Consider the following 24,589-nt stretch of genomic DNA (forward strand, 5'->3'; position numbering starts at 1 on the left):
AGGCAAACAATTTATTTATATACATGTGTTTCGTGAATACCTTTTCAATTACTTTTTACTGAAGCACTCTTTTCTTAAACTTAAACCTCTAGCATCATGCTATTCAAAAACAAACAATGGATCATATATCTATTAATATCCTCTTTATCATTCTTAGTTTACAGCTGTACCACCGAAGAAGTCACTCCTTCTAATGAAGTTGTTGATAAGGAAATCAGCCTTGGAGATGGAAAAGTATTTAATATGAAATACTTTATGATTTCTATTGAGCAGGTCACTTTTGAGCATTTCCATAGGTCTACTGCGAAGATGACACATAATATTAATCAAAATGGTCAAGTAACTGAATCTTATTGGCATCAGATTAACATTGGTACATTTGGTGAAAATATAATAACTAGTAAGCACAAAATTGAAGAAAACGGAGTAATTTATAGTTCTACAGCTGAAGCAAGTGGAACTAAAGCATATTATGAATACGAATACAACGAAAAAGGGCTTATCAACCAAATGACAGTCACTTATAATGATGGTACTGTTAATGTTGATACTTTCGAGTATAATGAATTAAATCAGTTAATTAAAAGAGTACCCGTTGACCGATATCGATATTATACTTTTACTTATGATTCAGAAAATAGGGTACAAACTTTAGAAGAACACTACGAAAGTAGTAGTAGTTCTTATCTGACAAAATACTATTATAATGAAAATGGTATGCCTATAAGAGAAGAAGGTGGTAATGGGGTAACCTACACGTATGACAATCAAAATAGAGTTATTGAAACTATATACGATTCAGGCTCTCGTGATGAATATATTTATAATGGTGATCAGCTATTGTTGAAATCATATCGTGAAGAAAATGGAGAACTTTCACTAAGTCAAGAAAAGTTATTTATAAATAAAATCACAAATCAGCAATATTGGCTAAGCTACTGGGATGAATATGCCATAAAAGGTACTTTTGATAGTGAAACACATAAAGTTGTCACTAAAGAATACTTCCTAAATAACAATTATAATTTAACATTAGAAGGAAAAAATATAATTGATGTTCGCTATGAAAGTGGACGTGGACGTAAAAAGCAAGAATCTTTTTACAAAGCTGATGGGACTAAATTATATGTTTTGAAGCATTCAGATGCTGATCGATTTGACAGAGAAACCACTTATTACAAAGCCGATGGAGTTACTGAGATATCATCGAAAGATATCACCGAAGAGTGGATACACAGACTGATTTAATACTCCTCAGATTTAGAATATTTCAATCACTTCTATAGTGATGCTTTTGAAACACCTTAATACTCAAATTAAGGTGTTTTTTTATTTTAAAATTCTTTTTGCAAACGGTTTCATGTTAACAATCAAAAGAAATAGTACCTAAAACTTCTTAGATAAAAGTAAGTCCACCAAATTGAATGCATACAATTAAGTATTACATACTTTTTTAACAAAAACTTATATACGTAAACTTATTTTCAAACACTCTCACATGCTTCATTAGCAAACGCTTAGCAAACTCATAAATGAAGCATACTTTAAATTTAGTGCAAACTTTAATTCTTAACATCATGCAATTTACAAACAAAAAATGGATGAATTATTTACTAATTTTCTCTTTCGTACTCTTTATTTTCAGCTGTAATAATAAAGATGCTGAACCTTCAAATGACCAAGACGCTATTGAACAACCTTCTGACGAAGAACTCGACAATGATGTTGAGATTGAAGAAGGAAAAGTCTTTAATTTGAAATACTTTAAAACTTCTATCGAGCAAATCATCTTTGATCCGGTGGAAAGAAAAAGAATGTATATGACACACTCTTTTGATGAAGAAAATATACTTCATGAATCGTATTGGAATTTCTCATTTATTGAATCGTTCGGTGAAAAAGTGATGATCATGCAGCATTCAAGAGATACCAATGATGTAATCATCAGTTCAACGATTGATATGGATGGTATTCCATTTACATTTGAGTATGAATATGATGAGCAAGGCCTTATCAGTGCAATGATAGAAAGTTCCCTAGGTTTTACTGTAAACCGTTATTCTTTTGAGTACAATGAAAAGGATCAACTCATCAAAAAACAAAATATCACTAATGATATAAGCTATACTTTCACCTATAATTCAGAAGGTAGAATTGTAAGCCTTTCTGAAGAAGATCTTGGTGCCAATCCTACAACGTACACTTATAGTTATGGCGCACAAGGAAACTTGATCAAAGAAGAATCTAATAAAGGATATAAGATGGAATACAAGTACGATGGCCAAGGACGAATCATAGAAAGTTTTGGTGGATTCGATACTGAAGCTCTTGAGGAATATGAATACCAAAGTAATCAACTTACAATTAAGGTTTATCCTCCTGAATCGAATGGGATGACGTACATCAGAAGAGATCAAGTATTTGAAGGTAATATTTCCAACCTGAAATATTCTATCATTTATTTCAATGACTTTGCAGTCAAAAGTTTAATGAGTTCTCCTTTAAGAGTAGATGAGGTACAATACTTCACTAATAATAATTTTAATCTTACGTTAGTAGGTAATAGCAAAATTGATTCTCGATACGATGGCATTATCGGTTTTAAAAAACAAGAATCTATTTACAATGCCAAAGGAGAGAAAATATATGTTATCACTTATAGTGAAAACAGACAGGCGACTTACTTCAAAGGCGATGGAACCACTCAGATTTCCGAAGAAGATATCACCGAAATATGGGTTTTACAACTCATCAATTTCTAATCAAAATGCTTTGATAGGACTTCAATATTTAAAACATCTTAATTCTAATTAAGGTGTTTTTTTATTAAAAACTCCTTTTTGCAAACGGTTTCATGTTAATAACAGTAAGAAAAGTAACCCAGAATTTTGAAAGATAGATATGTGTCAGCGAAATTGATGAGGACAATTAACTACAACCCTAGAATGAATGAATGAACATGAACAGACAATTTTTTATTATCTTAATTTTAAATGTATTTACCGTAACTTCACTAACATTTGCTCAACAACCGTGGTCTAACACTTCCCTTCCTATGGAGGAAAGAGTCGACTTGTTGGTACAAGCAATGACATTGGAGGAAAAAATTGGACAGCTGGGCAATGCTGCTCCGGCCATTGAGAGACTTGGCCTTCCGGAATACAATTGGTGGAATGAAGCATTACATGGAGTTGCAAGAAATGGAAGAGCAACAATCTTCCCTCAAGCAATTGGAATGGCCGCTACTTTCGACAAAGACTTAATTCACGAAGTGGCTTCTGCTATTGGTAAAGAAGCTAGAGCAAAGTATCAAATCTCTCAGTCCATCGGCAACCGTACCATGTACTCTGGACTTACATTTTGGACACCAAATGTCAATATCTTCAGAGACCCAAGATGGGGACGTGGACAGGAAACGTATGGTGAAGATCCTTATTTGACTTCTCAAATCGGTATTCAATTTGTAAAAGGTTTACAGGGTAATGATCCAAAGTACCTACAAGCTTCTGCATGTGCCAAACACTATGCAGTACACTCAGGTCCTGAAGCACTCAGACATGAGTTTGATGTTTCTGTATCTAAGCAAGATCTTTATGAAACGTATCTTCCGGCTTTTAAAGCATTGGTAACAGAAGCAGATGTTGAATCTGTAATGGGTGCCTACAACAGAGTATACGGAGACCCTGCTTGTGGAAGTGACTTATTACTCAATGAGATTCTTAGAAAGGATTGGGGATTTGACGGGCACGTGGTGTCAGACTGTGGTGCCATTGAAGATTTCTTCAAATATCACAAAACCTCAAAAGGACCAAAAGAAGCAGCCGCTTTGGCTTTAAAAATGGGCACGAACCTAAACTGCGGTTGGGTTTATCAAGCACATTTGAAAGGAGCTATTGAAGACGGTTTAGTAGACGAAAGCATGGTAGACCAACGCTTGAAGGAGTTGATGATGACACGCTTCAAATTAGGTTTCTTTGATCCGGTAAACATGAATCCTTTCAATGCTGTAGACGAGTCAGTGATTGAGAGCGAAGCACACCAACAATTGTCGTACAACACGGCAGTTAAATCATTAGTTTTATTGAAAAATAAGAATAATGTTTTACCACTGAACAAAGAAATCAGAAACCTCTACGTTGTAGGTCCGAATGCAAGTTCTACTGAAGTTCTTTTAGGAAACTACTATGGTCTAGCGGCCAATACTGTTTCCATCTTAGATGGTATTGTGGGGAATGTGAGTAAAGGAACAACAATTGAGTACAAGCAAGGTATTTTATTGGACGAACCTAATAAAAACCCTATTGACTGGGCTACTGGTGCAGCTCGAAGTGCTGATGCTTGTATTGCTGTTATGGGGATTTCTCCTCTATTGGAAGGGGAAGAAGGGGAAGCCATTGCCTCTACAACAAAAGGTGATAGAATCGCACTTGGTTTACCACAAAATCAAATTGACTTCTTAAAGAAGATCAAAAAGGATAGTGACAAGCCTTTGATTTTAGTACTTACGGGTGGATCTCCAGTGGTACTGCCTGAAATGGAAGAAATTGCTGATGCGATTTTATTTGTTTGGTACCCTGGTCAAATGGGTGGACAAGCTGTAGGTGATGTATTATTTGGAAAAGTTTCTCCTTCAGGAAAGTTACCGATTACTTTCCCTGCTTCTTTAGATCAGCTTCCGGATTATGAAGATTACACGATGAAAGGTAGAACGTATCGTTATATGACTGAAAAACCGTTATTTCCTTTCGGATATGGTCAGACTTATAGTACTTTCGAAATTGAAAGTTTGACAGCTTCTACTGAAAAAGTGAAAGCCAATGAAGACGTTGAATTAGAAGTAAAAGTCAAAAATACAGGTGACTTTGATGCTGAGGACGTGATTCAAATTTACTTGACAGAGTATCAGGCTGATTTTGATACACCTATTCAATCATTGAAAAAGTTTGAAAGAGTAGTATTGAAAGCTGGTGAAACTAAAACACTTCGCTTCACATTAACTCCTGAAGATCGCTCTGTTTTCAATAATGAAGGACAGTTAGTACAATCTTCTGGGACTGTGAAAGTGATTGCTGCGGATGCTTCTCCTGGTACAAGAAGTGAGGAGTTAGGTTATGCTAAAAAGGAATTAGTATTGAAAATTAAAGGTGGTGGAAAAGTAATTCAGTAATACACTGTAAACTAAGTTTTTATTATTTATAGTGTTTAGAAATCTGGAGATTTCTGATGATCTGAAGGACACGAATGACGCTAACGCTTAACATTCGCGCCAGTGAGCTTTCTACCCTTTTAGTTTGGTAGTATTACTCCGGCCTTGAAGGGAAAAGCGTGAAGAATTTCATGAATTGAGCCGTTAAAAATGATTTTGCTGTCTGAGCGCAGCGAGTTTAAAATCATTTAGGCGAAAGGAATGGAATTTAGCTTTTGACTTCTAAGCCTAGATTTTTTGCTTCGTTTTTCATCAATGGAAAAATGAAGAAGAAAGAAGATTGAAAGTAGACCCTATAAATGCTTGTAGAAAGACGAGTTGAAGGTTGAACATAATTTAGTTTACTTTACACACATCAGAATATAAAAATGCCGTTTTATCTGTGATTTTGATAAAACGGCATTTTTGCATCTACATATTTTCTTTGATCAAAGTGGCTACTTCTCTTTCAATAGGATCATAGATTACAATTTTGTCCTCGGACATCGAAACAACATCCACATTAAAGATATCCCCTTCTGATACTACTTTCATCTTCTTTCCTAATTCTACCCACTCCCAACTGGCCACAATATCAGTGACCTCAACTTCACAAGAAATACCCATTTCGTCTTCAGAGGCTCCATCTACAAAAGTAGTAATCACAAGAATGGATTGTGTAAGTAATGTACCATCTTCTTTAAATTGCATTGATGCAAAATATTCTTGCTCATTACATTCTGCAATAGACTCTTCAACGATCCAAGTTGGGCCTATTAATAGGGCTGCCAACTCTTCCTCTTCAGAAGGTTTGACTTCATCATCACTATCAAAACAAGATTGCAGTAAAAATAAATTAAGGAATAAAACAACAAGCAATAACAGCTTTCTCATAATAGTTAAAGTTTGGCTAAATAATAGTTTTAATTCATTTGTGATTGGTAGTTTTTGGGATCGCTATAAATCACAAATTACGCCCCAAAGCTAAACCTTTTAAGGAAGAAGAAAAACAAAAAATCAATAAAAAAATCCTGATCAGCCAACACTCATCAGGATTCTTATTATTCCTTACCAATCATCCGAAATTAGTGATCTCTATTCTGTAAATAGATACCAAACTCTTTCAATAATTGTTTTTTATCTTCTGTAATTTCCAAGCGTTCTAATGCTTTGAAACCCTTATTAAAATACTCATTTGCTCTGTTTGTAGCCATTTGTTTGATACCCAAACGATCATAAATAGCAGTTACAGCCTTTACTTTCTCAGCCTTATCGAAATCAGTTTTGTGCAGCCAGTAATTCAATTCTTCAGCATCTTTTCCTTCCGCTTGCTTTAATGCTTGAATCAACATTAAAGTCTTCTTATTGGAAATGATGTCTCCACCTACTTGCTTACCAAACTTTTCCTGATCGGCATACACATCTAAAATATCATCATTCAATTGGAAACCTAAACCTACATTCACACCAAACTCCTCGATCACTGCAGACTGCTCATCAGAAGCACCTCCAATCAAAGCCCCAAGTCGTAATGCAAAACCAACCAAAACGGCTGTTTTCAAACGAATCATATTGATATATTCTTCCTCTCCCACTTCATCTCTCTCCTCAAAGTCCATATCAAATTGTTGCCCTTCGCACACCTCTTGTGCACACTTATTGAAAAGTTCGATGGCTGATCTCAGCATTGAATCTTCTACCTTAATGATATGTTCGTAAGCTTTGACAAACATCACATCACCAGAAAGGATACCAATATTGGGGTTCCACTTTTTATGAACTGTGGTATGTCCTCTTCTCAACGGAGCTTCATCCATAATATCATCGTGCATTAAAGTAAAATTGTGAAACACTTCTACTCCAATGGCCGGTTCCATTGCTTTTTGATAATCTTCATCAAAAACATAGCACCCCAACAATGTCAATGCAGGACGAAGGCGTTTTCCGCCTAGCGATAAAATATAACGTAAAGGTTCGTAAAGGTTTTCTGGTGCTTCACCAAACCTCTTCTTTTCCAGTTCTTTTGCAAGTAGTACACCTGCGTCTTTTATATCAAATGATGTCATCTTTTATAATTATTCCCAGCGTCTGCTACCAATAGATAATTTTGCCAGACTTAAGGCGATTCCAATTAAACTAAAAAAATAAAGTATATCACGAGAATCAATCAATCCTCTACTTAATGATCTATAATGGAAGTCAATTCCCCATAATCCAATACCGTAAGCATAATCACCCAAAGCAGGAATAGAAGCTACTGACGAGATGCCATCATAGCAGATAAAACAAAAAACAACCGCTACAATAAAAGAGACGATTTGACTTGATGTAATTGACGATGCAAATACACCAATGGCGGCAAATCCACCTGATAAGAAAATTAGTCCAACATAAGATCCCATCACTGCTGCCGTATCAATATTTCCTTTTGGAGCACCCAACTCATAGACCGAAAAGTAATAAATCACCGTGGGAATCAGTGCTAATACAGCTGTCATCCAAGCGGCAAAAAACTTACCTCCTATGATCTGAAAGTCGGTGAGCGGTCTTGTAAATAATAATTCCAAAGTACCTGTCTTTTTCTCCTCTGCCAATCCTCTCATGGTGATGGCAGGAAGTAAAAACATAAATACATAAGGGGCTACATTAAACAATGGATCTAAAGAAGAAAAACGGCCTTCTAAGATACTTGTCTGAGGAAAAACCCAAACAAACATTCCCATCATTACTAAAAAGACGGCCATTACCAAATACCCTAATACGGCACTAAAAAAACTACTTAATTCTCTTTGAAAAATTTGCCACATACATTAAAAAAATTTACGATAAACGCATTGGTTTATCATGACTTTGTGGATAGACGTATTGGCCTATCCGCTTTCAATTAGTACGGTGTATTTCCTTGGAATATACTCGATAAATTAGTAGGCATTACGTTGCCTCTAAACTTCACCTCCGTATTATTGGTCTGAGCTCTTACCGTAGCATCTGCCCAGTTATCGGCTCCATTCAAATTGATTCGAACAGCCGCCTGCATTATAGAACCCTGTACATTAAACGACATCTGCAACCCGCCATGCTCATTTTCTGTGACTTTAAGGTCCGATATCTTACCATCCAAAGTGATGCCACCCACACCATTATATCCTACAATTCCTTCAAAACCCAACTGCACTACACAAGAATTCCCCTCCATTTTTATGAAGTTAATTGTGTTGGTTACTTGTGCAATATTACCATATCGATCATACACCTGATTGGCTTGAAGTACAAAATTTTGCGTTTTCATTGCTTCAAAAGCCATTTTATAACGTGCTTCTTCCTCTGCTTTTGCTTGTTTCTTGGCTAGTTCTTTTGCTTTCTTTCGTTCTTCTTTTGCTTTTTTACGGTCCAACTTTCGTTGCTCTTTTTCGGTTAAAGGTTTCTCAGAAGTTTCCTGAGCAAAAGTGTTAGTAAAAGAAATACACATTACAACTAGTAATGCAAAAACATTGAATAAGATCTTTTTCATAGTAATTATTCAGTTATTTAAATAAAGGAATGGAGTTAATATTAGGTATTGATTTAATTCCAAAACCTGATCTCAATTATTAAAAATCAGGTATAATGTTATTCATAATTGTCACGAAAAATAACCCGTTAATCGATACGTTATACTTTTTCATAACATAGTTAAATTAATTCCCACAAATATAAACTATTCCATCAACGAAATAGTTTTTTCACTTTATTTTTTATGTAAGATATGTAACTTTACATAGCATTATTCATACGATTAATTTACAATTATGAAGAACAACAGAGAACACGTTCTGAAGGTAGCCACCAAATTAATTTCCCAAAAAGGATTTGACGGTGCAAGTACTAGAGACATTGCACAAACAGCTAAAGTAAGCCAAGGAATGATCAATTATTATTTTGGATCAAAAGAGAATTTACTAAAAGAAATCATAGCCAATTATTCCAAGCAAATTAACGCTGTTGTCAGTGAATTAAATAACTCCGAAAAAGAAGGCATTGAATTTTTAAAGTTAGCTTTATTGAAGTTTTTCAAGATTGCTTTTGAGAACAGAGACCTTGCACGTATCATGAACGTGGAAGAAATGATGGCTATCCGAGAAGATGTTATTACAAAAAATGATGAGTTAGCCAATATCATCAACCTTCTTTTCATGGAAAAAATAGAAGAAGGAAAAGACAAAGGTATTTACAATCAAGAAGCAGATGGTGAGTTAATCGTTGGCTTTTTGGTCAATGCCTTGAACGATTACATTATCAGATCTGAAAGAATTATTATTACTGAACCTATCAAAGGAGTATCGAACTACAATGATCATCAGCAAAAGAGAATTCTTGAGTTCAGTTACCTCTACCTTGAAAAAATGCTACTTCCATAAGCATTAAGATAAAGTGAATTTTTGAATAGTTCGTGAGTACAAAGTAGTGTCTCTCACGAACTATGACGCAAACATCTTCTATTCTCAACTCTGATCCATTCATTCACCAAAAAGCTACTTTTCTTTTTATGTCTCAGCAAAAAATTAAAAAACCAGCTATTATTTCTGAAAGCTGGCTGTTTAGAATCAACAGGCTCTCCGATATCATCTTTGCCACTTCCATGACAATGTTACTTCTGGCCTTTGATTTTTCATCGATCGATGATGTGAAAAGTAATAAACAGCTTCTAAAAGCGTTATCTAAGCAACTACCCATATTGGGTATCTATCTTACTACATTTATACTTTTAGCGGTGTATTGGTTGAAACATACCACTACTACTCGATTAATGAAAGGTGCGGATAGCAAGTACATGTGGTTAGATATTATCACATTGGCATTTGTGGCTTTACTTCCTTTTTCAAATAGTTTGGCTACTGCGTTTCCAGATTTTTATGCTGCAATTTTCCTGTATAGTGTTAATGTGATGATCATTGGGGTTTTCTCTTTTTCGTCATGGCGTTATGCCACTCATTATGATCGATTATTGAAAGAGCCACTTGAAAAAGAAATTGCAGATGAAATAAGTCAAGACAAATGGATGGAACCACTGTTGGCTTTTATTTCGCTAATTGTTGCTTATTTTTATATCGATTATGCTCAAGTTCCTTATATACTTGTTCCGGTTATTTATGGATTAAGAACAAAATGGATTGAGTATAGAAGCACTAGAGCACGTTAATTGCTTGTTAACTAAGTCGGATTTCAGTAGTAACAATTTTTTTATTTCATAAAATTACTAACAATGTCAGCACAAGTCATATCTATCAGTAACCACAAAGGAGGTGTTGGAAAAACAACTTCGGTCGTCAATTTGGGCGCAGGGCTTCATCAACTTGGAAAGAAGGTCTTGATGATTGATATGGATCCTCAAGCCAATTTAAGTCAATCACTGGGCGTATTTGAGCCAGAAAACAGTGTTTACAAACTTCTTAGAGGAGCAGCAAATATTGAAGATGCGATCATGGAACTAGAATTGGATCTTCATATGATTCCTTCAGAATTAGACCTTTCTGGTGCAGAGCTTGAACTCAGCATGGAAGCCGGAAGAGAATTTATTTTGAAAGGACACATCAATAAAGTAAAAGAAGACTACGATTATATATTAATTGACTGTCCTCCAAGTTTAGGGCTTTTAACCATCAATGCATTTACCACTTCCAATCAGGTATTTTTTCCGCTTCAAGCACAGTTTTTAGCGACGCAAGGGCTTACAAAGCTTTTAGAGGTGATTGAAAAAGTACAACAACGTTTGAATGCTGATCTGGAAATAGGAGGTGTTTTTATTACGCAATACGATCAGAGAAAAATATTAAATAGAAACGTAAGAGAAGCCATCACCAAACATTTTGGAGACAAGCTCTTCAAAACAGTGATCCGAGAAAATGTAGCTTTGGCCGAAGCTCCTTCTAAACAAACCAATATTTTTAGGTACAATGCCAAAAGCAATGGTGCTAAAGATTATTGGGACTTGGCACAAGAAGTACTCGAAAGAACAGTCATTAACGCATAAACCTTTACTACTTACTCATTATGGCAAAGAAAAATTTCTCTGGTGGATTGGATTCTCTTTTAGGTGGATCATCCTTATCAAAAAGCAATGAAGCTCCTAAAGTGGAGCCTGTCAAAAAGGAAGAAAAAGTGATTCCTGCCACTCCAAAAAATCCAACATTTGGACTAACAGAAGAACAACAAAATAAAATCACTGCTTTAGCACAAAAAGAAGGCAGAACGGAAGAAGAAATAATTCAAGAAGCAATTAGTTTCTATCTTGATTTTCAAGTAGATTTATAGAGAAGAGGAAATATTATATAAAGTAGTTCGTGAAAAGTAAACAAAATGCATTTCACGAGCTACAATTCCTTACGGCTTATGCCTTATACTACAAACCATTACCTTACTACTTTTTCCTCTTACTTATTTATATTTAAATCTAATGAACGGCCCTTATGATCAAAAAATTAATACCATTACTTCTGAGCTTATTTATTCCTAACTTTTCATGGAGTCAACATATTGGGCTCACACTTCAACAAAATATTTCTATTCGTGAAAACGGAAATGAGATTACAGACCCTTGGAACGGCGGTATTAATGCCGTTCAGTTTTTCGAAATTGATTTAAACCTAAGTGGTCAAAATGAGCTAGTTCTTTTTGATCGAGCTAGTCGGAGAATTATTCCTTACATTCACCAAGACAATCAATGGGTTTATGCACCGCAATTTATCTCCTATTTCCCCTCTTCCATTCGTTTTTGGTTACACCTCCAAGACCTTGATGGAGATGGTCAAAAAGATTTGATTATTGGGGAAGAAGACGGCATCTATTTTTATAAAAACACTTCAAATACTCAGCAATTTGCTTTTTCTAAAAATGGCTTATTGATAGAGACCACCTCGTTTTCTGGTGCAGCTGCTCCTCTCTTGTCCTCCCTTTTAGATACGCCTGCATTTTATGATATCAATAATGATGGAGCATTGGATTTCTTCACCTTTGTTCCTTCTGTCGGTGGTTCCATCGAATACCATCAACATGTTGGACTCAATGACCAAGGAGCCCCGATGTATAAAAAAGTGACCAACAACTGGGGTAATTTTCATGAATGCGGTGATTGTGCTACTTACATTTTCGATGGGCAAAACTGCTCGTCCAATGGTAGAATTATGCACTTAGGGTCTGCCGTGACCATCTATGATATCAATAAAAATGGATTAGGAGATGTTTTAATCGGTGAAATGAGTTGTTCTAACCTGGTTGCAATTCCCAATAAAGGCAGTAATGCGGCCCCTCTTTTCAATGAAAGTATTACCAACTTCCCTGCACAAGACCCTGTAAGTATTCCTATTTTCCCTGCGGCTTTTTTCATTGATTATACTCAAGACAATGAAAAAGAAATGCTAATCTCACCTAACCTCACTTCTAATGAAGGTGATCAAACCGATTTCAGTAAAAGTACATGGATGTACACGTTTAATAATGCAACGAAAGAATGGGAATTTGAAAAAACGCAGCTGTTTCAAACATTAGACTTTGGGGAAAGAAGCAGACCTTTTGCGGTAGATGTGGACGAAGACGGAGTACTAGATCTTTTAATGGGTTATAGGAATTCATTCAATGAACAACTTGAAACTTATGGAGGAAGTATGGCTTTCTTAAGGAATACAGGTACGAATGAAAACCCTAGTTTCGAAATGGTAGAAAGAGATTATCTTGGGTTATCCGATTGGGGTAAAATTGATATTATTCCTTTTTGGGTTGATTACAACAACAACGGTACTAAGGAACTATTGGTGAGCGCTAGAACACCCAATTCCAATGAAGCTGGAGTCTATTTACTGCCCATTGTAGGTGGGAATATTGATTTCAATAATGTATCCCAACTAGTATCTCACCGTCCTGAAGAAAGTGTTTCAATGGTGGATGTTGATCAGAATGGACGCATTGATATTGTAGTAGGTACTTTTTCTGGTGAATTGAAAACATATTTACAGCAAGAGAATCAAGAATTTGAAGAAAGTAGTGAAAACCTATTTCCTCAAATTGAAGGAGATTTATTGAGAAAATATCCAAGTATACTTATAGAAGATTTGGACGATAACGGAAGCATAGATTTGCTTGTATTGGATGAAAGTGGCTTGCCTAGAATCTGGAGAAATTATGCTGTTAACACTAGTGGTAATTATCAAAAAGAGGTATTATTTGATCCTGCAAAAAATGCATTTCAAATGATCAGCTTAGGAAAAAAAGGGACTGGAACTAAAATCGGAAATTATATCATTATGGGATCTGAAGGAGGTGGATTACAGCTATCGTCAATTGGAATACACGAATCTCCCACAAGTATCTTGCCCTTACCTTCTAATGAATTGGACCTAACTATCTTCCCAAATCCAAGTACTACGGAAGTTACATTACAAAATAACAGTGTGTTATTCTTGGATTACAAAATCATTTCAACAAAGGCTGTAACACTTGAAAGAGGTAAGATTACTCCTCAGTCAAAAATTAAGTTATCAACAAATAATTGGGTGAAGGGTGTTTATTTTGTTCAGTTTAGTGATGGAAACGAGAAGTTATTCACAAAAAAGCTACTTATTCAATAACTATTCACACTTATTCAAGTTTCTCTTTGAAAACAGGAGAGACAAATGAGCATTTATCGGGAAATTGTGAATAAGTCGCTGTTTTTCATCTTACTTTATGAACAACAGCGATTAGAACGGAGCAGGTAAGCAACATCAAACTTCAGAATAGCTCTAAAAGTATGCAGATAAGTATCTGTAATGACCACCTTAGAAGCATTTCCTTCTTGTAGTTTATCCAACATGCTCACAATATGTTCTTTGGGTAATTTTTCAACTTCGTCTTCTGACTGAATTCCTTGGTCATTAATCAGTAGGTCCGCAATTGTTAAACTTAAATACTTGTCTTTCTTTGATAATTCTACCATAGTCTTTTGTTATTGAGTTATAAATAGAACAATTATAATTTAATTTAAATAAAGAGTGAAGAATGTTTTGGGTAGCGTAATATTGATACACCAACCTTCTTCACTCTTTATTCAAAGTCCCGATGACCTATTAATGTCTATCTTGGACTAAATGTTTTCTTAAAATCCACAGTACTGCAGGTAAGTTATCGTATACTGTTTCTTGCACCTCAATGTTTTCCAAAACATCCTCGTCCATATATTCATCAACGAAAAACTCTTTTGGAGGTTCATACAAGGCATCTATTATATCATAAAAGTCATTTTCGTCTACTTCTCCTCTACCATTGAGGTAAGCAGCGTTGACAATACGAGTGGCAATATCATCCGCATCTTTTTGATCATATCCATAGTAGGCAGAGTAAAGGATAAATTCTAAAATTTCTGGCACTGGCTCTTTTTCTACAGGCAATTTACCAGCAAACCTTCTCAAAGCAGAAATCAAATCTAGAATATCAATAGTGACATGATTTCCTTTTACCTCAACTTCAAAAAGCGATGACATAGCATACCTTGTTTCTTGAATAAGAATACTATTCGTTTCCTCCTCAAAGAACAGTGTAATGAAAACTTGTGAAGGATCACCTTTTTCTTGAAATTCTTCAATCCCCTCAATGGCTTCCCACATCGCCCCCATCACTCTAGAGCCTTCTTTAAAAAACTTAGGTAATCGTTTAAATGTTACCTCTTTACCATCTAAATATTCTTCTAAAGTGATTTTTGATGCTGTCATTTCTTTCCTATTAGATAAATTTTCGTTTATAGAATCCAATAGCAAAGTTATGAACTATTACTTAAAATTCTTTTGTCTTCCTAGTTAAGTTAAACAATACTTTTGAGAAATGATAAAAAGAAAAGGCAATCCTATAAGAATTATTCAATTCTGTACTAAGATTGCCTCACTGTGCATTATTTTGTATTTCGAAATAAAACCTAAAACAGCTTTATTTGATCTTAAGCTTTATCTACATCCAGCTCGATTAAGGTCTGATCCCAACCTAACTTTAAGTGGTATTTATCCACATTTCCAGATTTTTCAATCCATATTCTTAAGCTTTCCATAATAGTATCACTATTGATCACATTGGTTTCTACCACTACAGTATCAAAGCTTTCATCTCTACTTGCTTTTCCTCCAAAACTTACGCCCCAACCGTATACTTTATTGTTGAAAATAATTTTCCATGTTTTGGATTCCGGAACCGTCCACAAAGTATATTGTCCTGCGGGTAAATTTTTACCATTGATAATTAATGGGACATTCGTTTTGAATGTAGTTGGTTCGTTGGCACCTGTTCTCCAAACTTGGCCGTAGGGAACAAGATTACCAAAAATCACTCTTCCCTTTTTGAAAGGTGATGAATAATGTATATTTATTTTAGTATCGCCATCAACAAAGTTTTGTTCTATTTCAGGACTGTGTTTTTTTGTCTCTGAAATCATCATTTTTTGACCGAAATAACCTAAAATACCTATTCCTAAAAGAACCCCTAAAACAATAACAAAAATCTTTCTCATCGTATTTTTTTTAGTGTTTAACATAGATGGTTTAAGTGCTGAAAAAATTAAGTACCAAACGAAGTACAAAATGGTAATGAGTTGGTTCATAACACACTACTCACTTATTATCCGTCTTCTTTGATTGTATTGATACTTATTACATTGTAAACTAAATTATCGTCAACTTTTAATCAACCTTTCTGCAAGCATTTATAGAATGTACTTTCAAGCTCCCTTCTTCTTCATTTTTGTCTTGAAGCAAAAAATTCAAGGCTACCAAACGAATTGGGTAGAAAGTCCACTGGCGCGAATGTTAAGCGTTAGCGTCATTCGTGTCCTATAGATCAGCTGAAATCTCCTGATTTCTAAAAAGCACAAATAGCCGAAAACTTATTTTACAATGTACTTATAATGTTTTTACACACAAATATCAGATGTCATTAAACAAAAATCATACACTCTTTAAGTCAGGGAAATAATTATCGGCCAATTCTTCCGCTGTTTCCATGGCTCCATGTACTGTTGCACTGTGTCCATTTGTTCTACAAGCCTCTCCAATAAAGAATAATCTATTTTCTATTGGCTGCTTAAGATTTTCTCTTCCTTCCAAAGTGCCTTTTGTTGAATAAGAATAAGTTCCTTTTATAAATGGATCTTTGGTCCAGTCTTTTCCATGATGACTCATATACAATGACATCACCTCTATATCAGGATAGATTTCTTGTAAGTCATTTAATAAAACTTCCGCCAACTCATCATCTTCCAACTGATCCAATTCTTTTGATGCTTCGCCCATTAAATAGGCCACAATATGCTTGGGGTGAGAAGGACGTACCAGATAACTTGGGCATTTTTTACCGCCTATAATTTCCACTAAATCTTCATCCCAGAAAGTCTCTGAAAATTCAATAAATAATTTACGCCCTTTTCCAAAACCAATATCTTCTATCGCTTTTTGTTTTTCCATTGGAAGAGAGGGAGTGAAGTTTATTTTTTTCTCTTTTAAGACACCTAAAGGTACGCTGACAACTACATTATCGAATGGGAGTGTCTCTCCTTTATGCGTAAGAATCGATATTTGTTCCCCTTCATAATTGACATCTACAATCGGGGTGTTCAATTGAATTTTATCCTTTAATTTATCTTCAAAATAAGTTACTGCCGAGCTGTATCTGCCCCAGCTAAAATAGTTTTTATCACCCGATGACCAACGCCACTCTTCTTCTCCTAAAGTAGAAGCATGTACTTTTTCTACGTGAGCACTGTATTCGCTCAATATCCCTCTGATGACAAACTTTAGGTTGGGGTGATAAAGTCCTTTTTCTTTCAACGAATCTAACACTGACCCGTCATAATCTTCCTCTTCAATCGAATAAAAGTAATTTAATAATTGCTGTACTGTATCAGGCAAATGCTCGGTTGCATCAAGGTCGGCTAATTTTTGATCATACCATATATATTCATTTCCAACTATTGGCTCTAACTTTTGATCTAGATGTTTCAACATTTCAAAAATGACACTTCTATTTCCGTGTATTTCAGCAGCACCCATTTCTAAAAATAAATGTTCGTGTATTGTTTGAGTGGCTATCCTGCCTCCTACTCTATTCGAAGCTTCAAAAAGTGAAACATCATAACCTAACTCCGTTAAAATGTGACCGGCATACAAGCCTGATATTCCTGCTCCAATTACTGCTACTTTCATAAGATTTATTTGGTTTTCTTCTACATCGAAAATACTCAAATCACTACTATATAAAAAGTGATTTTCATCGTAGTGTTATCAAAAAGAAATCACGAAATATCAATTTCTGGCTTTTTATGCCTCTGCTAGAAATTATTCGGTGATTATTACTAATTTAAACGTAACAATTCAGAAATGAGGGCGTATTAAAAACCCAAAAAAGAAAAAATTATGATAAAAATTAATTCAACATTAGGCTCCAATGTCATCGGCTTCACAATTAATGGTAAAATTGATGAGGAAGGACTTCAAGAGTTTTTCAAGGCAATAGAAGAAAAAACAAATGAAAATGGGAAAATAAAACTACTCGGTGAAATTGAAGCCATCGGAGGAGTTGAAGATTTCAAAGCGTTCATTGATTTATTAAAAACAAAAGCGAAAACCATTAAAGCACTGGAAAAATATGCTTTTGTAAGTGATACGGAATGGATGCAAAAAATATCTGGTATTGTAGACTTTATGATTCCAAATATTCCAATCAAAATGTTTAAAACGGAAGAGCGTGATGAGGCTCTCGTATGGTTATTACAAAAAGAGGAAGCTTTCGTTCCAGGAATTCATAAAATAGAAGTGGAAGACAATGACAACTTCCTAGCCTACCGTTTTACAGGAAAAATTAATCCTCAGGAGTATGTGGGGCTTGACAGTGAGTTTTCATCTCAGATCAACGCTGGCAAACCTCTAAACCTTTATATGGAATTTGCAGGTTTTGAGGGGTACAGCAATATCTTAGCGATGTGGGACGACTTTAAAACAGGCATCAAATATTACTCTGATATCAAAAAAGTAGCGATCGTAAACAGTGGGGAATGGATGGACTTTTTGGTGAAAATCGGTGATATTTTTACGCCTGGTATCAATATGGAACACTTTGAAGTGGCCGATAAAGAAAGGGCTAAAACTTGGTTGAATCGATAAAAAATAGAAAAGCACTGGCCATTCAACCAGTGCTTTTTTATGCCAGTGGGCACAGAATTTTAATATTGTAAACTAGATTTTCGTTATTAATAATAGACATTTATTGTGGTTCGCGAGGACGTTTTAATAAAATGTCCCTACAATAACTGCAACTTAAAGATTCTGCCACAAAATCCACTAGCGCGAATGTTAAGCGATAGCGTCATTCGTGCTTTAAAGATCATCAGAAATCTCCTGATTTCTAAACATCATAGGCACTCGAATAAAACACTTTTAGCTCCATCCGCCACCTAAGGCGTTATACAAGCGGATCAGTTCATTAATTTTTTCAAGCTTATTGTTGACTAATATAAGTTCTGCATTCAGAAGATTCTGACGAGCCGTAATGACTTCCAAGTAATTGGCGGAACCTGAAACGAGAAGGTCTTGTGAATATTCTACGGCTAAACGGTAGGCTTCACATTCTGCTTCTTGGTTGAAGATTACTTCCTCTTGCTTGTCGATGATTAAGACTGAGTTTGAAACTTCCTGCCCTGCCAAAAGAATTTGCTTTTGGAAGTTGAGCAATGCTATTTTCTCTTCGCTTTGTGTCACCTCATATTGTGTTTTGATCTGACGTTGATTCCAGATCGGTTGGGTTGCTGAACCTAACACATTGAATAAAAAGGAAGAGGGGTTAAACCAATCTTGTACTTGAATACTTTGAAGTCCCGCCGAGGCAGAAATTCTTAAAGAGGGATAGAAATTCGCCTTTGCAATATTTACGTTTTCAAAAGTCCTGATCAAGTTGTACTCTGCCGCTTTTACGTCCGGTCGGTTTTCCAACAGCTGCATAGGTAATCCTACATCTAACTTAAAATCAAAACGGTCATTGAATACTGAGTCTCTTTCAATGGTGTGGTTGTTTTCTCCCATTAAGAAAGAAATGGCATTTTCTGAGATTTCAATATTCTTTTCTGCTTCTACCAACAATACTTTTGAATTGTAAAGTAAGGCTTCTGATTGCTTTACAGCGACCAATGTTAATTCACCTGCTTTGTAAAGTGCTTCGGTTACTTCAAGACTTTCCTCTCTCGATTTGATGGTTTTCAACAAAATTTCTCTTTGCTTATCAAAACCAATCAAGCGGTAATAATTAAAAGCGACTTGGCTTACTAAATCGGAAACAATGGCTTTCTTTACTTCCTCTTGTGTCAGCAAATTCATTCTTGAAGCTTCCGTTGTGGCTTTTAATTTACCCCAAATATCCGCTTCCCACGACATATCCACACCCACATTGTATTGCTGTTGATTTCCGAAAGCATTACCAATCGGTGTGTTCGCTGAGTTTTGAGTATAACCTGCGGAAACATTACCGTTAATGGTCGGTAAGTTGATGCTCTTTCCTTGTTTATAAAATGACTTGGCAATTTCCACATTTTCCAATGCAATTCTCACATCGTAATTTTTGGTAATTGCTCTATCAATATAATCCGTCAACAAACTGTCCTTAAAGAAATCTGACCAAATGATCTGCCCAAAATTCTGATCATGAGCTACATTTTCATTGCTGATTCTATAAAGTTCGTCGTTATCTATTTCTACTGTTCTTGTGTAATCTTTACGGACTAAACAAGAAGACACAAGCATACTTAAGAGCACACTTGATAGGATTAGTTTAGTATACTGCATGTTCTAGTTCTTCTTTTTCAGGTTTTTGAGGAGTACGCTTCGAAAATAGTTTTTCATGAATACCTTGGAAGACGACGAAGAGTACTGGAATGAAAATCAGCCCCAATAAGGTACCAACCAACATACCCGCTACGGCACCCGTACCAATCGATCGGTTACCTGCTGCACCCACTCCTGTTGCCATTACTAGCGGCATTAAACCTAAGATAAATGCAAAGGATGTCATTAGGATAGGACGAATACGCTCTCTTGCACCTTCAATTGCGGCGTCATAAAGTGAGTAGCCTTCATTCCTTCTTTGGAGGGCAAACTCAATAATCAGAATGGCGTTTTTCGCTAATAAACCGACCAACATAATCATGGCTACTTGGAAGTAAATATTGTTTTCCAATCCTAACCAATTCGTAAATCCATATGCACCCAACACCCCAAAAGGAAGTGAGAAGAGTACCGCAAATGGAAGCACATAACTTTCATATTGGGCCGCCAAGAAAAGGTAAGTAAACAATATACTCAACATAAAGATGTATACTGATTGCCCTGAAGAACTGATCTCTTCTCTTGTCAAACCAGAGTAGGCTACTTCATAATTAAGAGGCAATGTTTGTTCTGCTATTCTATTGATTTCAGCAATCGCTTCTCCTGAACTATGTCCTTGTACTACACCACCATTTACCGTTACGGCATTGTACAGGTTGAACCTTTTGATGGATTGTGGACCGTATGTTCTTGACAACTTCACGAATTCCGAAATCTGCACCATTGTTCCTTCGCTGTTTCTTACGAACATGTTGTCCAAACTCCCTTGGTTTTTACGGTCATCAGGCTTTGTCTGCATATTTACACGAAGCTGCTTACCGAATCTTGTGAAGTCCGCTACATAGTAACCACCAATAAAACCTTGCATGGATTTGAAGATATCTCCTACCAATACTTTCGATTCTTTAGCTTTGGCTACATCAATTTCCATTTCTAATTGAGGGAAATTGACATTGAATGAATTGGAAGCAAAGGCAATCACATCTGACTTTTGAATCTCAGTAGTAAAGTTCTTTGCCACTTCATCCAATCCTGATAATTGACCAGAAGCTTTATCCAAAATCTGGAATTCAAAACCATCCGAACTACCAAAACCTGGAATACTTGGAGGTACAAAGAAAATGGTTTTAGAAGTTTTGATATGTGCCGTACGTTTTTTCAATTCGGCGATAATTCCTTTGATACTTGTCTCAGGCGTTGTTCTTTGATCATAATCTTTGAGAAGAACGAATCCTGTCGCATAAGAACTACCTGCTCCTGAGAAGAAGTTGGAACCCGAACGCATCGATATAGAGTGCACCCCTTCTGTTCCTTTCATAGCTGCCAACATTTCTTCGGTCATGGCAAAAGTTCTGTCCATCGAAGAACCAATTGGTAATTCCATATTGATGAAAATTACACCTCTATCTTCTGAAGGAACGAAACCTGATGGAGTGTTCGCATCGAAATAATAGATGCCACCAAAACTGAAAACCAAGGCTACTAATGTCAGCCATTTATGCTTTAAGAAAACTTCTAACGTTCTTGTGTATTTCTTTACACCTATATTAAAAGCTAAGTTGAAAGCCTCATAGAATTTATCCAAAAACGACCTCTTCTCCTCTCCTTCATGAGACTTCAAGAAAAGTACACAAAGGGCAGGACTCAACGTTAGGGCATTGACCGCGGAGATTAAAATCGAGATAATCAATGTCACACCAAACTGCTCATAGAATACCCCTGAAGGTCCTTTGATAAAGGTAATCGGAACGAATACCGCAGCCATTACTAATGTCACTGAGATAATTGCTCCCGAAATTTCACTCATGGCCTTACTTGTGGCCTTGTGCGAATCCTTCATTCCTCCATCCATTTTAGCATGGACGGCTTCAACGACCACAATTGCATCATCCACTACAATACCAATGGCGAGTACTAAGGCAAAAAGGGTCAGCAAGTTTAAGGAATACCCTAAAACACCCAAGAAAAAGAAAGTACCGATAATGGCAACTGGTACGGCAATCGCTGGAATTAGTGTAGATTTAAAATCTTGTAAGAAGATTAAAACCACAAGGAATACCAAAATAAACGCTTCAATCAAGGTCATTTGTACCTTCTCCATAGAAGCCGTTAGGAACTTGTTTGTATCGTAATTGATCACGTATTTAATTCCATCAGGAAAAGACTTCTCTAATCGTTGTAGCTCTACGTGTAAGTTTTCGATTACCTCTTGTGCATTGGAACCTGGAGTTTGGAAAATACCAAAACTCACACTTGGATGACCCAACGTAATTGATTTTGTATCATAAGAAAAGGCATCCAATTCCACTTCCGCCACGTCTTTCAAACGCAGGAAACGACCATTTCCTTCCGAACGGATAATGATGTCCTTGTATTCTTCAGCTGTTTTATAACGCCCTTTATATTTGATCACAAACTCAAAAGGTGAACCTGAGTTTTGTCCTAATGCACCTGCGGCTGCTTCTAAACTTTGCTCGTTGATGGCATTTTGAACATCCGCTGTTGTGACTGAATAGGTAGACATTTTTGCAGGATCAAGCCATATTCTCATCGAATAGTCTCTCATACCAAAAACGCTTACAGAAGCCACACCTTTTACCCTTTGGATCTCCGGTTTCAATTGGATATTGAAATAGTTGGATACAAAAGTTTCGTCGTAATCTTTATTTTCTGAGTAAACTGCTGCATAAATCAAGGCAGAGTTTTCTTTCTTTTCAGTAATCACACCACTTCTAATCACCTCCGCAGGCAATTTCGAATTGGCTCTGGCTACCCTGTTTTGTACGTTTACGGCTGCAACGTCAGGGTCTACCCCTTGTTCGAAGAATACCGTAATCGACGCAGCACCATCATTGGATGCACTTGAAGTCATGTAGGTCATGCCTTCTACCCCATTGATTTGCTCTTCGATCGGCACAATTACACTTTCTAGAATAGTTTGTGAGCTTGCCCCCGGATAACTGGCCGTTACCGCTACAGTTGGTGGAGCAATATTCGGATATTGAGATACCGGTAAGTCCATATAACCCAATATCCCCAACAAAGTAATCACTACAGAGATTACTGTTGACAATACAGGTCTGTCAATAAATTTTTGTAACATGAAATTGGAGTTAAGTCTTTATTTGAAAGTTGCTTTGTAAGTTTCTAACACTTCGTCAACAGTAGTGGGTTTAGAAACGATTTTCTGACCTGAACGCACAATGTTTACACCTTCAGCAAGAATCTTATCCCCTTTTTGGATCCCTTCATCTACTACCAATAACTTGTCCGTTTTAATGGTTGAAACCACCTTCTTTGTGTATAAAGAATCGCTCTCAGACACTCTGTACACTATCGTCTGACCTTGTTGCTCAAACGTAGATTGATAAGGAATCACCAACGCATCAGTCACCCTATTTTTCACGATCACACGAGCACTACTACCATCTCTCAAAATACCTTCCTGATTGGGGAACTTCGCTCTAAAAGACACCGAACCCGTTTCTTGGTTGATACTACCAGAAATCGTCACTATGTACCCTTCATTAGCATACATAGAACCATCCGCCAATTTTAATTGTACCGGAGGTAAGTTCTTGATTTTTTCTTCCATGTCTTTTCCTTTCACATCTTTCGTGAAAGAAAGGAAATCTCTCTCGTTCATAGAGAAATAAGCATACACATTCTGAATGTCAGATACCTCTGTCAGTGATTCGGTATTAGGTCCCACCAATGTACCTTGACGGAAATTAATAGATCCTACTACTCCATTTACAGGGCTTGTGATCGTGGCGTAACTGATGTTAGCATAGATTGTGTTCAAGTTACTTTTCATCTCCGCCAATCTAGCTTCAGCGGTTTTCAATTGAATTTCAGAGATCACTTTCTTTTCTACTAACGGACGTAAACGATCCACTTCCACCTCAGCTACTTCTACCTGAGCCTTGGCAGTTTGTACTTCTTCACTCAAAGAAGCCGTTTCAATATGAAACAGTTTTTGGCCTTTCCTTACTTTCTGGCCTTCATCTACATATACGGCATCAATATAGCCACTAATTTTTGCACGTACTTCACTACTGACTTCACCTTTCACACTCGCAGGGTATGACTTCTCATAGGATACATCTCTTACCTCAGCCTCAACGACTTTATAGGGGTGGATTGGTTTCTTGTTTGTAGTCTGTTCATCTTTATTACACGATAGTACTAGAAGTGATAATAAAAGAATTAAGCTTTTGTTGTTGGACATTATTATCCTGTTTGTTAGGGTTGATAATTAAGTTGTTGCGAAGTTCGAGCTTTTAATTTAATTGTTTAAACAAAAGTTGACTTGTTAGTATTTATTAAGAAATAAGAGATAGGAAAGTGGTGAGGTTTGGAGGGTGTTTGTGTCAAATTATTATTAACTGCCAGTTTATGTTGTTGCGTGTTGGATATGTTTTACTTTTAAGTTTCCTGCGTCTTCATTTTTTATTAACCTATTAAAGTGTATAGTTACCCCAGTAGTTCGGACTGTCTAAGCAGAAAAGATAATTATCTTTTTTTGAGAGATTCAGCTTCAAAC

The 24,589-nt window shown here is 36.1% G+C and carries 20 protein-coding genes; 9 read left to right on the plus strand and 11 right to left on the minus strand.

The features are described from left to right. The first annotated feature begins 96 nt into the window (after nucleotides 1-96). The 3 genes from IC221_RS24275 to IC221_RS24285 all read left to right on the plus strand — a co-directional run bounded on the left by IC221_RS24275 (nucleotide 97) and on the right by IC221_RS24285 (nucleotide 5,167). Nucleotides 97-1,248, plus strand: a complete 1,152-nt coding sequence (locus IC221_RS24275) for a hypothetical protein (RefSeq protein WP_188171433.1) — start codon at nucleotides 97-99, stop codon at nucleotides 1,246-1,248. Nucleotides 1,249-1,577: 329 nt separating this feature from the next. Beyond that, on the plus strand, nucleotides 1,578-2,762 hold the full coding sequence (locus IC221_RS24280; protein WP_188171434.1) for an RHS repeat domain-containing protein: 1,185 nt from the start codon (nucleotides 1,578-1,580) through the stop codon (nucleotides 2,760-2,762). 197 nt (nucleotides 2,763-2,959) lie between these two features. Continuing rightward, complete coding sequence (locus tag IC221_RS24285; RefSeq protein WP_223241476.1) at nucleotides 2,960-5,167, plus strand: glycoside hydrolase family 3 C-terminal domain-containing protein; 2,208 nt, start codon at nucleotides 2,960-2,962, stop codon at nucleotides 5,165-5,167. A gap of 450 nt (nucleotides 5,168-5,617) precedes the next feature. Here IC221_RS24285 and IC221_RS24290 read toward each other — a convergent pair whose 3' ends face one another. From IC221_RS24290 to IC221_RS24305, 4 genes are all read right to left on the minus strand, one after another. Continuing rightward, on the minus strand, nucleotides 5,618-6,079 hold the full coding sequence (locus IC221_RS24290) for a hypothetical protein (RefSeq protein ID WP_188171436.1): 462 nt from the start codon (nucleotides 6,077-6,079) through the stop codon (nucleotides 5,618-5,620). 191 nt (nucleotides 6,080-6,270) lie between these two features. Then, entirely contained in the window at nucleotides 6,271-7,251 is a 981-nt protein-coding gene (locus IC221_RS24295) for a polyprenyl synthetase family protein (RefSeq protein ID WP_188171437.1), read from the minus strand. A gap of 9 nt (nucleotides 7,252-7,260) precedes the next feature. Beyond that, the gene (gldF, locus tag IC221_RS24300; RefSeq protein WP_044206362.1) at nucleotides 7,261-7,992 is read right to left on the minus strand and encodes a gliding motility-associated ABC transporter permease subunit GldF; all 732 of its coding nucleotides are present in this window, start codon (nucleotides 7,990-7,992) and stop codon (nucleotides 7,261-7,263) included. 77 nt (nucleotides 7,993-8,069) lie between these two features. After that, nucleotides 8,070-8,696, minus strand: a complete 627-nt coding sequence (locus IC221_RS24305) for a DUF4251 domain-containing protein (protein WP_188171438.1) — start codon at nucleotides 8,694-8,696, stop codon at nucleotides 8,070-8,072. A 277-nt stretch (nucleotides 8,697-8,973) separates the two neighbouring features. Here IC221_RS24305 and IC221_RS24310 point away from each other — a divergent pair, with 277 nt between their 5' ends. The 5 genes from IC221_RS24310 to IC221_RS24330 all read left to right on the plus strand — a co-directional run bounded on the left by IC221_RS24310 (nucleotide 8,974) and on the right by IC221_RS24330 (nucleotide 13,785). Continuing rightward, nucleotides 8,974-9,582: a TetR/AcrR family transcriptional regulator gene (locus tag IC221_RS24310; RefSeq protein ID WP_052444408.1), complete on the plus strand. Its 609-nt coding sequence runs from the start codon at nucleotides 8,974-8,976 to the stop codon at nucleotides 9,580-9,582. A gap of 62 nt (nucleotides 9,583-9,644) precedes the next feature. Next, on the plus strand, nucleotides 9,645-10,364 hold the full coding sequence (locus IC221_RS24315) for a TMEM175 family protein (protein ID WP_188171439.1): 720 nt from the start codon (nucleotides 9,645-9,647) through the stop codon (nucleotides 10,362-10,364). A 63-nt stretch (nucleotides 10,365-10,427) separates the two neighbouring features. Then, nucleotides 10,428-11,195 (plus strand): ParA family protein, encoded by a 768-nt coding sequence (locus IC221_RS24320; RefSeq protein ID WP_188171440.1) that lies wholly within the window; start codon nucleotides 10,428-10,430, stop codon nucleotides 11,193-11,195. A gap of 20 nt (nucleotides 11,196-11,215) precedes the next feature. Further along, complete coding sequence (locus IC221_RS24325) at nucleotides 11,216-11,476, plus strand: ribbon-helix-helix domain-containing protein (RefSeq protein WP_044206350.1); 261 nt, start codon at nucleotides 11,216-11,218, stop codon at nucleotides 11,474-11,476. Between the two features lie 155 nt (nucleotides 11,477-11,631). Continuing rightward, nucleotides 11,632-13,785 carry an FG-GAP-like repeat-containing protein gene (locus IC221_RS24330; RefSeq protein ID WP_188171441.1) on the plus strand — a complete coding sequence of 718 codons (2,154 nt, stop codon included), beginning with the start codon at nucleotides 11,632-11,634 and terminating at the stop codon, nucleotides 13,783-13,785. A 95-nt stretch (nucleotides 13,786-13,880) separates the two neighbouring features. Here the strand turns inward: IC221_RS24330 and IC221_RS24335 are convergent, their stop codons facing one another. From IC221_RS24335 to IC221_RS24350, 4 genes are all read right to left on the minus strand, one after another. Then, complete coding sequence (locus IC221_RS24335; protein ID WP_188171442.1) at nucleotides 13,881-14,132, minus strand: hypothetical protein; 252 nt, start codon at nucleotides 14,130-14,132, stop codon at nucleotides 13,881-13,883. 130 nt (nucleotides 14,133-14,262) lie between these two features. Continuing rightward, nucleotides 14,263-14,904, minus strand: coding sequence for a hypothetical protein (locus tag IC221_RS24340; RefSeq protein WP_188171443.1), 642 nt, complete (start codon nucleotides 14,902-14,904; stop codon nucleotides 14,263-14,265). A gap of 221 nt (nucleotides 14,905-15,125) precedes the next feature. Continuing rightward, complete coding sequence (locus IC221_RS24345) at nucleotides 15,126-15,689, minus strand: DUF2911 domain-containing protein (protein WP_188171444.1); 564 nt, start codon at nucleotides 15,687-15,689, stop codon at nucleotides 15,126-15,128. A 433-nt stretch (nucleotides 15,690-16,122) separates the two neighbouring features. Further along, nucleotides 16,123-17,376 carry an NAD(P)/FAD-dependent oxidoreductase gene (locus IC221_RS24350; RefSeq protein WP_188171445.1) on the minus strand — a complete coding sequence of 418 codons (1,254 nt, stop codon included), beginning with the start codon at nucleotides 17,374-17,376 and terminating at the stop codon, nucleotides 16,123-16,125. Nucleotides 17,377-17,586: 210 nt separating this feature from the next. Between IC221_RS24350 and IC221_RS24355 the strand changes: the two genes are divergently transcribed. Then, the gene (locus tag IC221_RS24355; RefSeq protein ID WP_188171446.1) at nucleotides 17,587-18,333 is read left to right on the plus strand and encodes an STAS/SEC14 domain-containing protein; all 747 of its coding nucleotides are present in this window, start codon (nucleotides 17,587-17,589) and stop codon (nucleotides 18,331-18,333) included. 273 nt (nucleotides 18,334-18,606) lie between these two features. Here the strand turns inward: IC221_RS24355 and IC221_RS24360 are convergent, their stop codons facing one another. From IC221_RS24360 to IC221_RS24370, 3 genes are read right to left on the minus strand one after another with little or no spacing between them, the layout of a single operon-like run. Beyond that, nucleotides 18,607-20,004, minus strand: a complete 1,398-nt coding sequence (locus IC221_RS24360; protein WP_188171447.1) for a TolC family protein — start codon at nucleotides 20,002-20,004, stop codon at nucleotides 18,607-18,609. After that, nucleotides 19,991-23,146, minus strand: coding sequence for an efflux RND transporter permease subunit (locus IC221_RS24365; RefSeq protein WP_188171448.1), 3,156 nt, complete (start codon nucleotides 23,144-23,146; stop codon nucleotides 19,991-19,993). The genes IC221_RS24360 and IC221_RS24365 overlap by 14 nt, the downstream gene beginning before the upstream one ends. An 18-nt stretch (nucleotides 23,147-23,164) precedes the next feature. Next, entirely contained in the window at nucleotides 23,165-24,274 is a 1,110-nt protein-coding gene (locus IC221_RS24370; protein WP_188171449.1) for an efflux RND transporter periplasmic adaptor subunit, read from the minus strand. Nucleotides 24,275-24,589 lie beyond the last annotated feature (315 nt).

Source organism: Flammeovirga sp. EKP202 (assembly GCF_014534745.1).
Taxonomy (GTDB): domain Bacteria; phylum Bacteroidota; class Bacteroidia; order Cytophagales; family Flammeovirgaceae; genus Flammeovirga.

What these genes read in the sequence shown, in the direction of transcription:
- IC221_RS24275 (WP_188171433.1), top strand. Translation starts at nt 97, where the DNA reads ATGCTATTCAAAAACAAACAATGGATCATATATCTATTAATATCCTCT.
- IC221_RS24280 (WP_188171434.1), top strand. Translation starts at nt 1,578, where the DNA reads ATGCAATTTACAAACAAAAAATGGATGAATTATTTACTAATTTTCTCT.
- IC221_RS24285 (WP_223241476.1), top strand. Translation starts at nt 2,960, where the DNA reads ATGAACAGACAATTTTTTATTATCTTAATTTTAAATGTATTTACCGTA.
- IC221_RS24290 (WP_188171436.1), bottom strand. Translation starts at nt 6,079, where the DNA reads ATGAGAAAGCTGTTATTGCTTGTTGTTTTATTCCTTAATTTATTTTTA.
- IC221_RS24295 (WP_188171437.1), bottom strand. Translation starts at nt 7,251, where the DNA reads ATGACATCATTTGATATAAAAGACGCAGGTGTACTACTTGCAAAAGAA.
- gldF (WP_044206362.1), bottom strand. Translation starts at nt 7,992, where the DNA reads ATGTGGCAAATTTTTCAAAGAGAATTAAGTAGTTTTTTTAGTGCCGTA.
- IC221_RS24305 (WP_188171438.1), bottom strand. Translation starts at nt 8,696, where the DNA reads ATGAAAAAGATCTTATTCAATGTTTTTGCATTACTAGTTGTAATGTGT.
- IC221_RS24310 (WP_052444408.1), top strand. Translation starts at nt 8,974, where the DNA reads ATGAAGAACAACAGAGAACACGTTCTGAAGGTAGCCACCAAATTAATT.
- IC221_RS24315 (WP_188171439.1), top strand. Translation starts at nt 9,645, where the DNA reads ATGACGCAAACATCTTCTATTCTCAACTCTGATCCATTCATTCACCAA.
- IC221_RS24320 (WP_188171440.1), top strand. Translation starts at nt 10,428, where the DNA reads ATGTCAGCACAAGTCATATCTATCAGTAACCACAAAGGAGGTGTTGGA.
- IC221_RS24325 (WP_044206350.1), top strand. Translation starts at nt 11,216, where the DNA reads ATGGCAAAGAAAAATTTCTCTGGTGGATTGGATTCTCTTTTAGGTGGA.
- IC221_RS24330 (WP_188171441.1), top strand. Translation starts at nt 11,632, where the DNA reads ATGATCAAAAAATTAATACCATTACTTCTGAGCTTATTTATTCCTAAC.
- IC221_RS24335 (WP_188171442.1), bottom strand. Translation starts at nt 14,132, where the DNA reads ATGGTAGAATTATCAAAGAAAGACAAGTATTTAAGTTTAACAATTGCG.
- IC221_RS24340 (WP_188171443.1), bottom strand. Translation starts at nt 14,904, where the DNA reads ATGACAGCATCAAAAATCACTTTAGAAGAATATTTAGATGGTAAAGAG.
- IC221_RS24345 (WP_188171444.1), bottom strand. Translation starts at nt 15,689, where the DNA reads ATGAGAAAGATTTTTGTTATTGTTTTAGGGGTTCTTTTAGGAATAGGT.
- IC221_RS24350 (WP_188171445.1), bottom strand. Translation starts at nt 17,376, where the DNA reads ATGAAAGTAGCAGTAATTGGAGCAGGAATATCAGGCTTGTATGCCGGT.
- IC221_RS24355 (WP_188171446.1), top strand. Translation starts at nt 17,587, where the DNA reads ATGATAAAAATTAATTCAACATTAGGCTCCAATGTCATCGGCTTCACA.
- IC221_RS24360 (WP_188171447.1), bottom strand. Translation starts at nt 20,004, where the DNA reads ATGCAGTATACTAAACTAATCCTATCAAGTGTGCTCTTAAGTATGCTT.
- IC221_RS24365 (WP_188171448.1), bottom strand. Translation starts at nt 23,146, where the DNA reads ATGTTACAAAAATTTATTGACAGACCTGTATTGTCAACAGTAATCTCT.
- IC221_RS24370 (WP_188171449.1), bottom strand. Translation starts at nt 24,274, where the DNA reads ATGTCCAACAACAAAAGCTTAATTCTTTTATTATCACTTCTAGTACTA.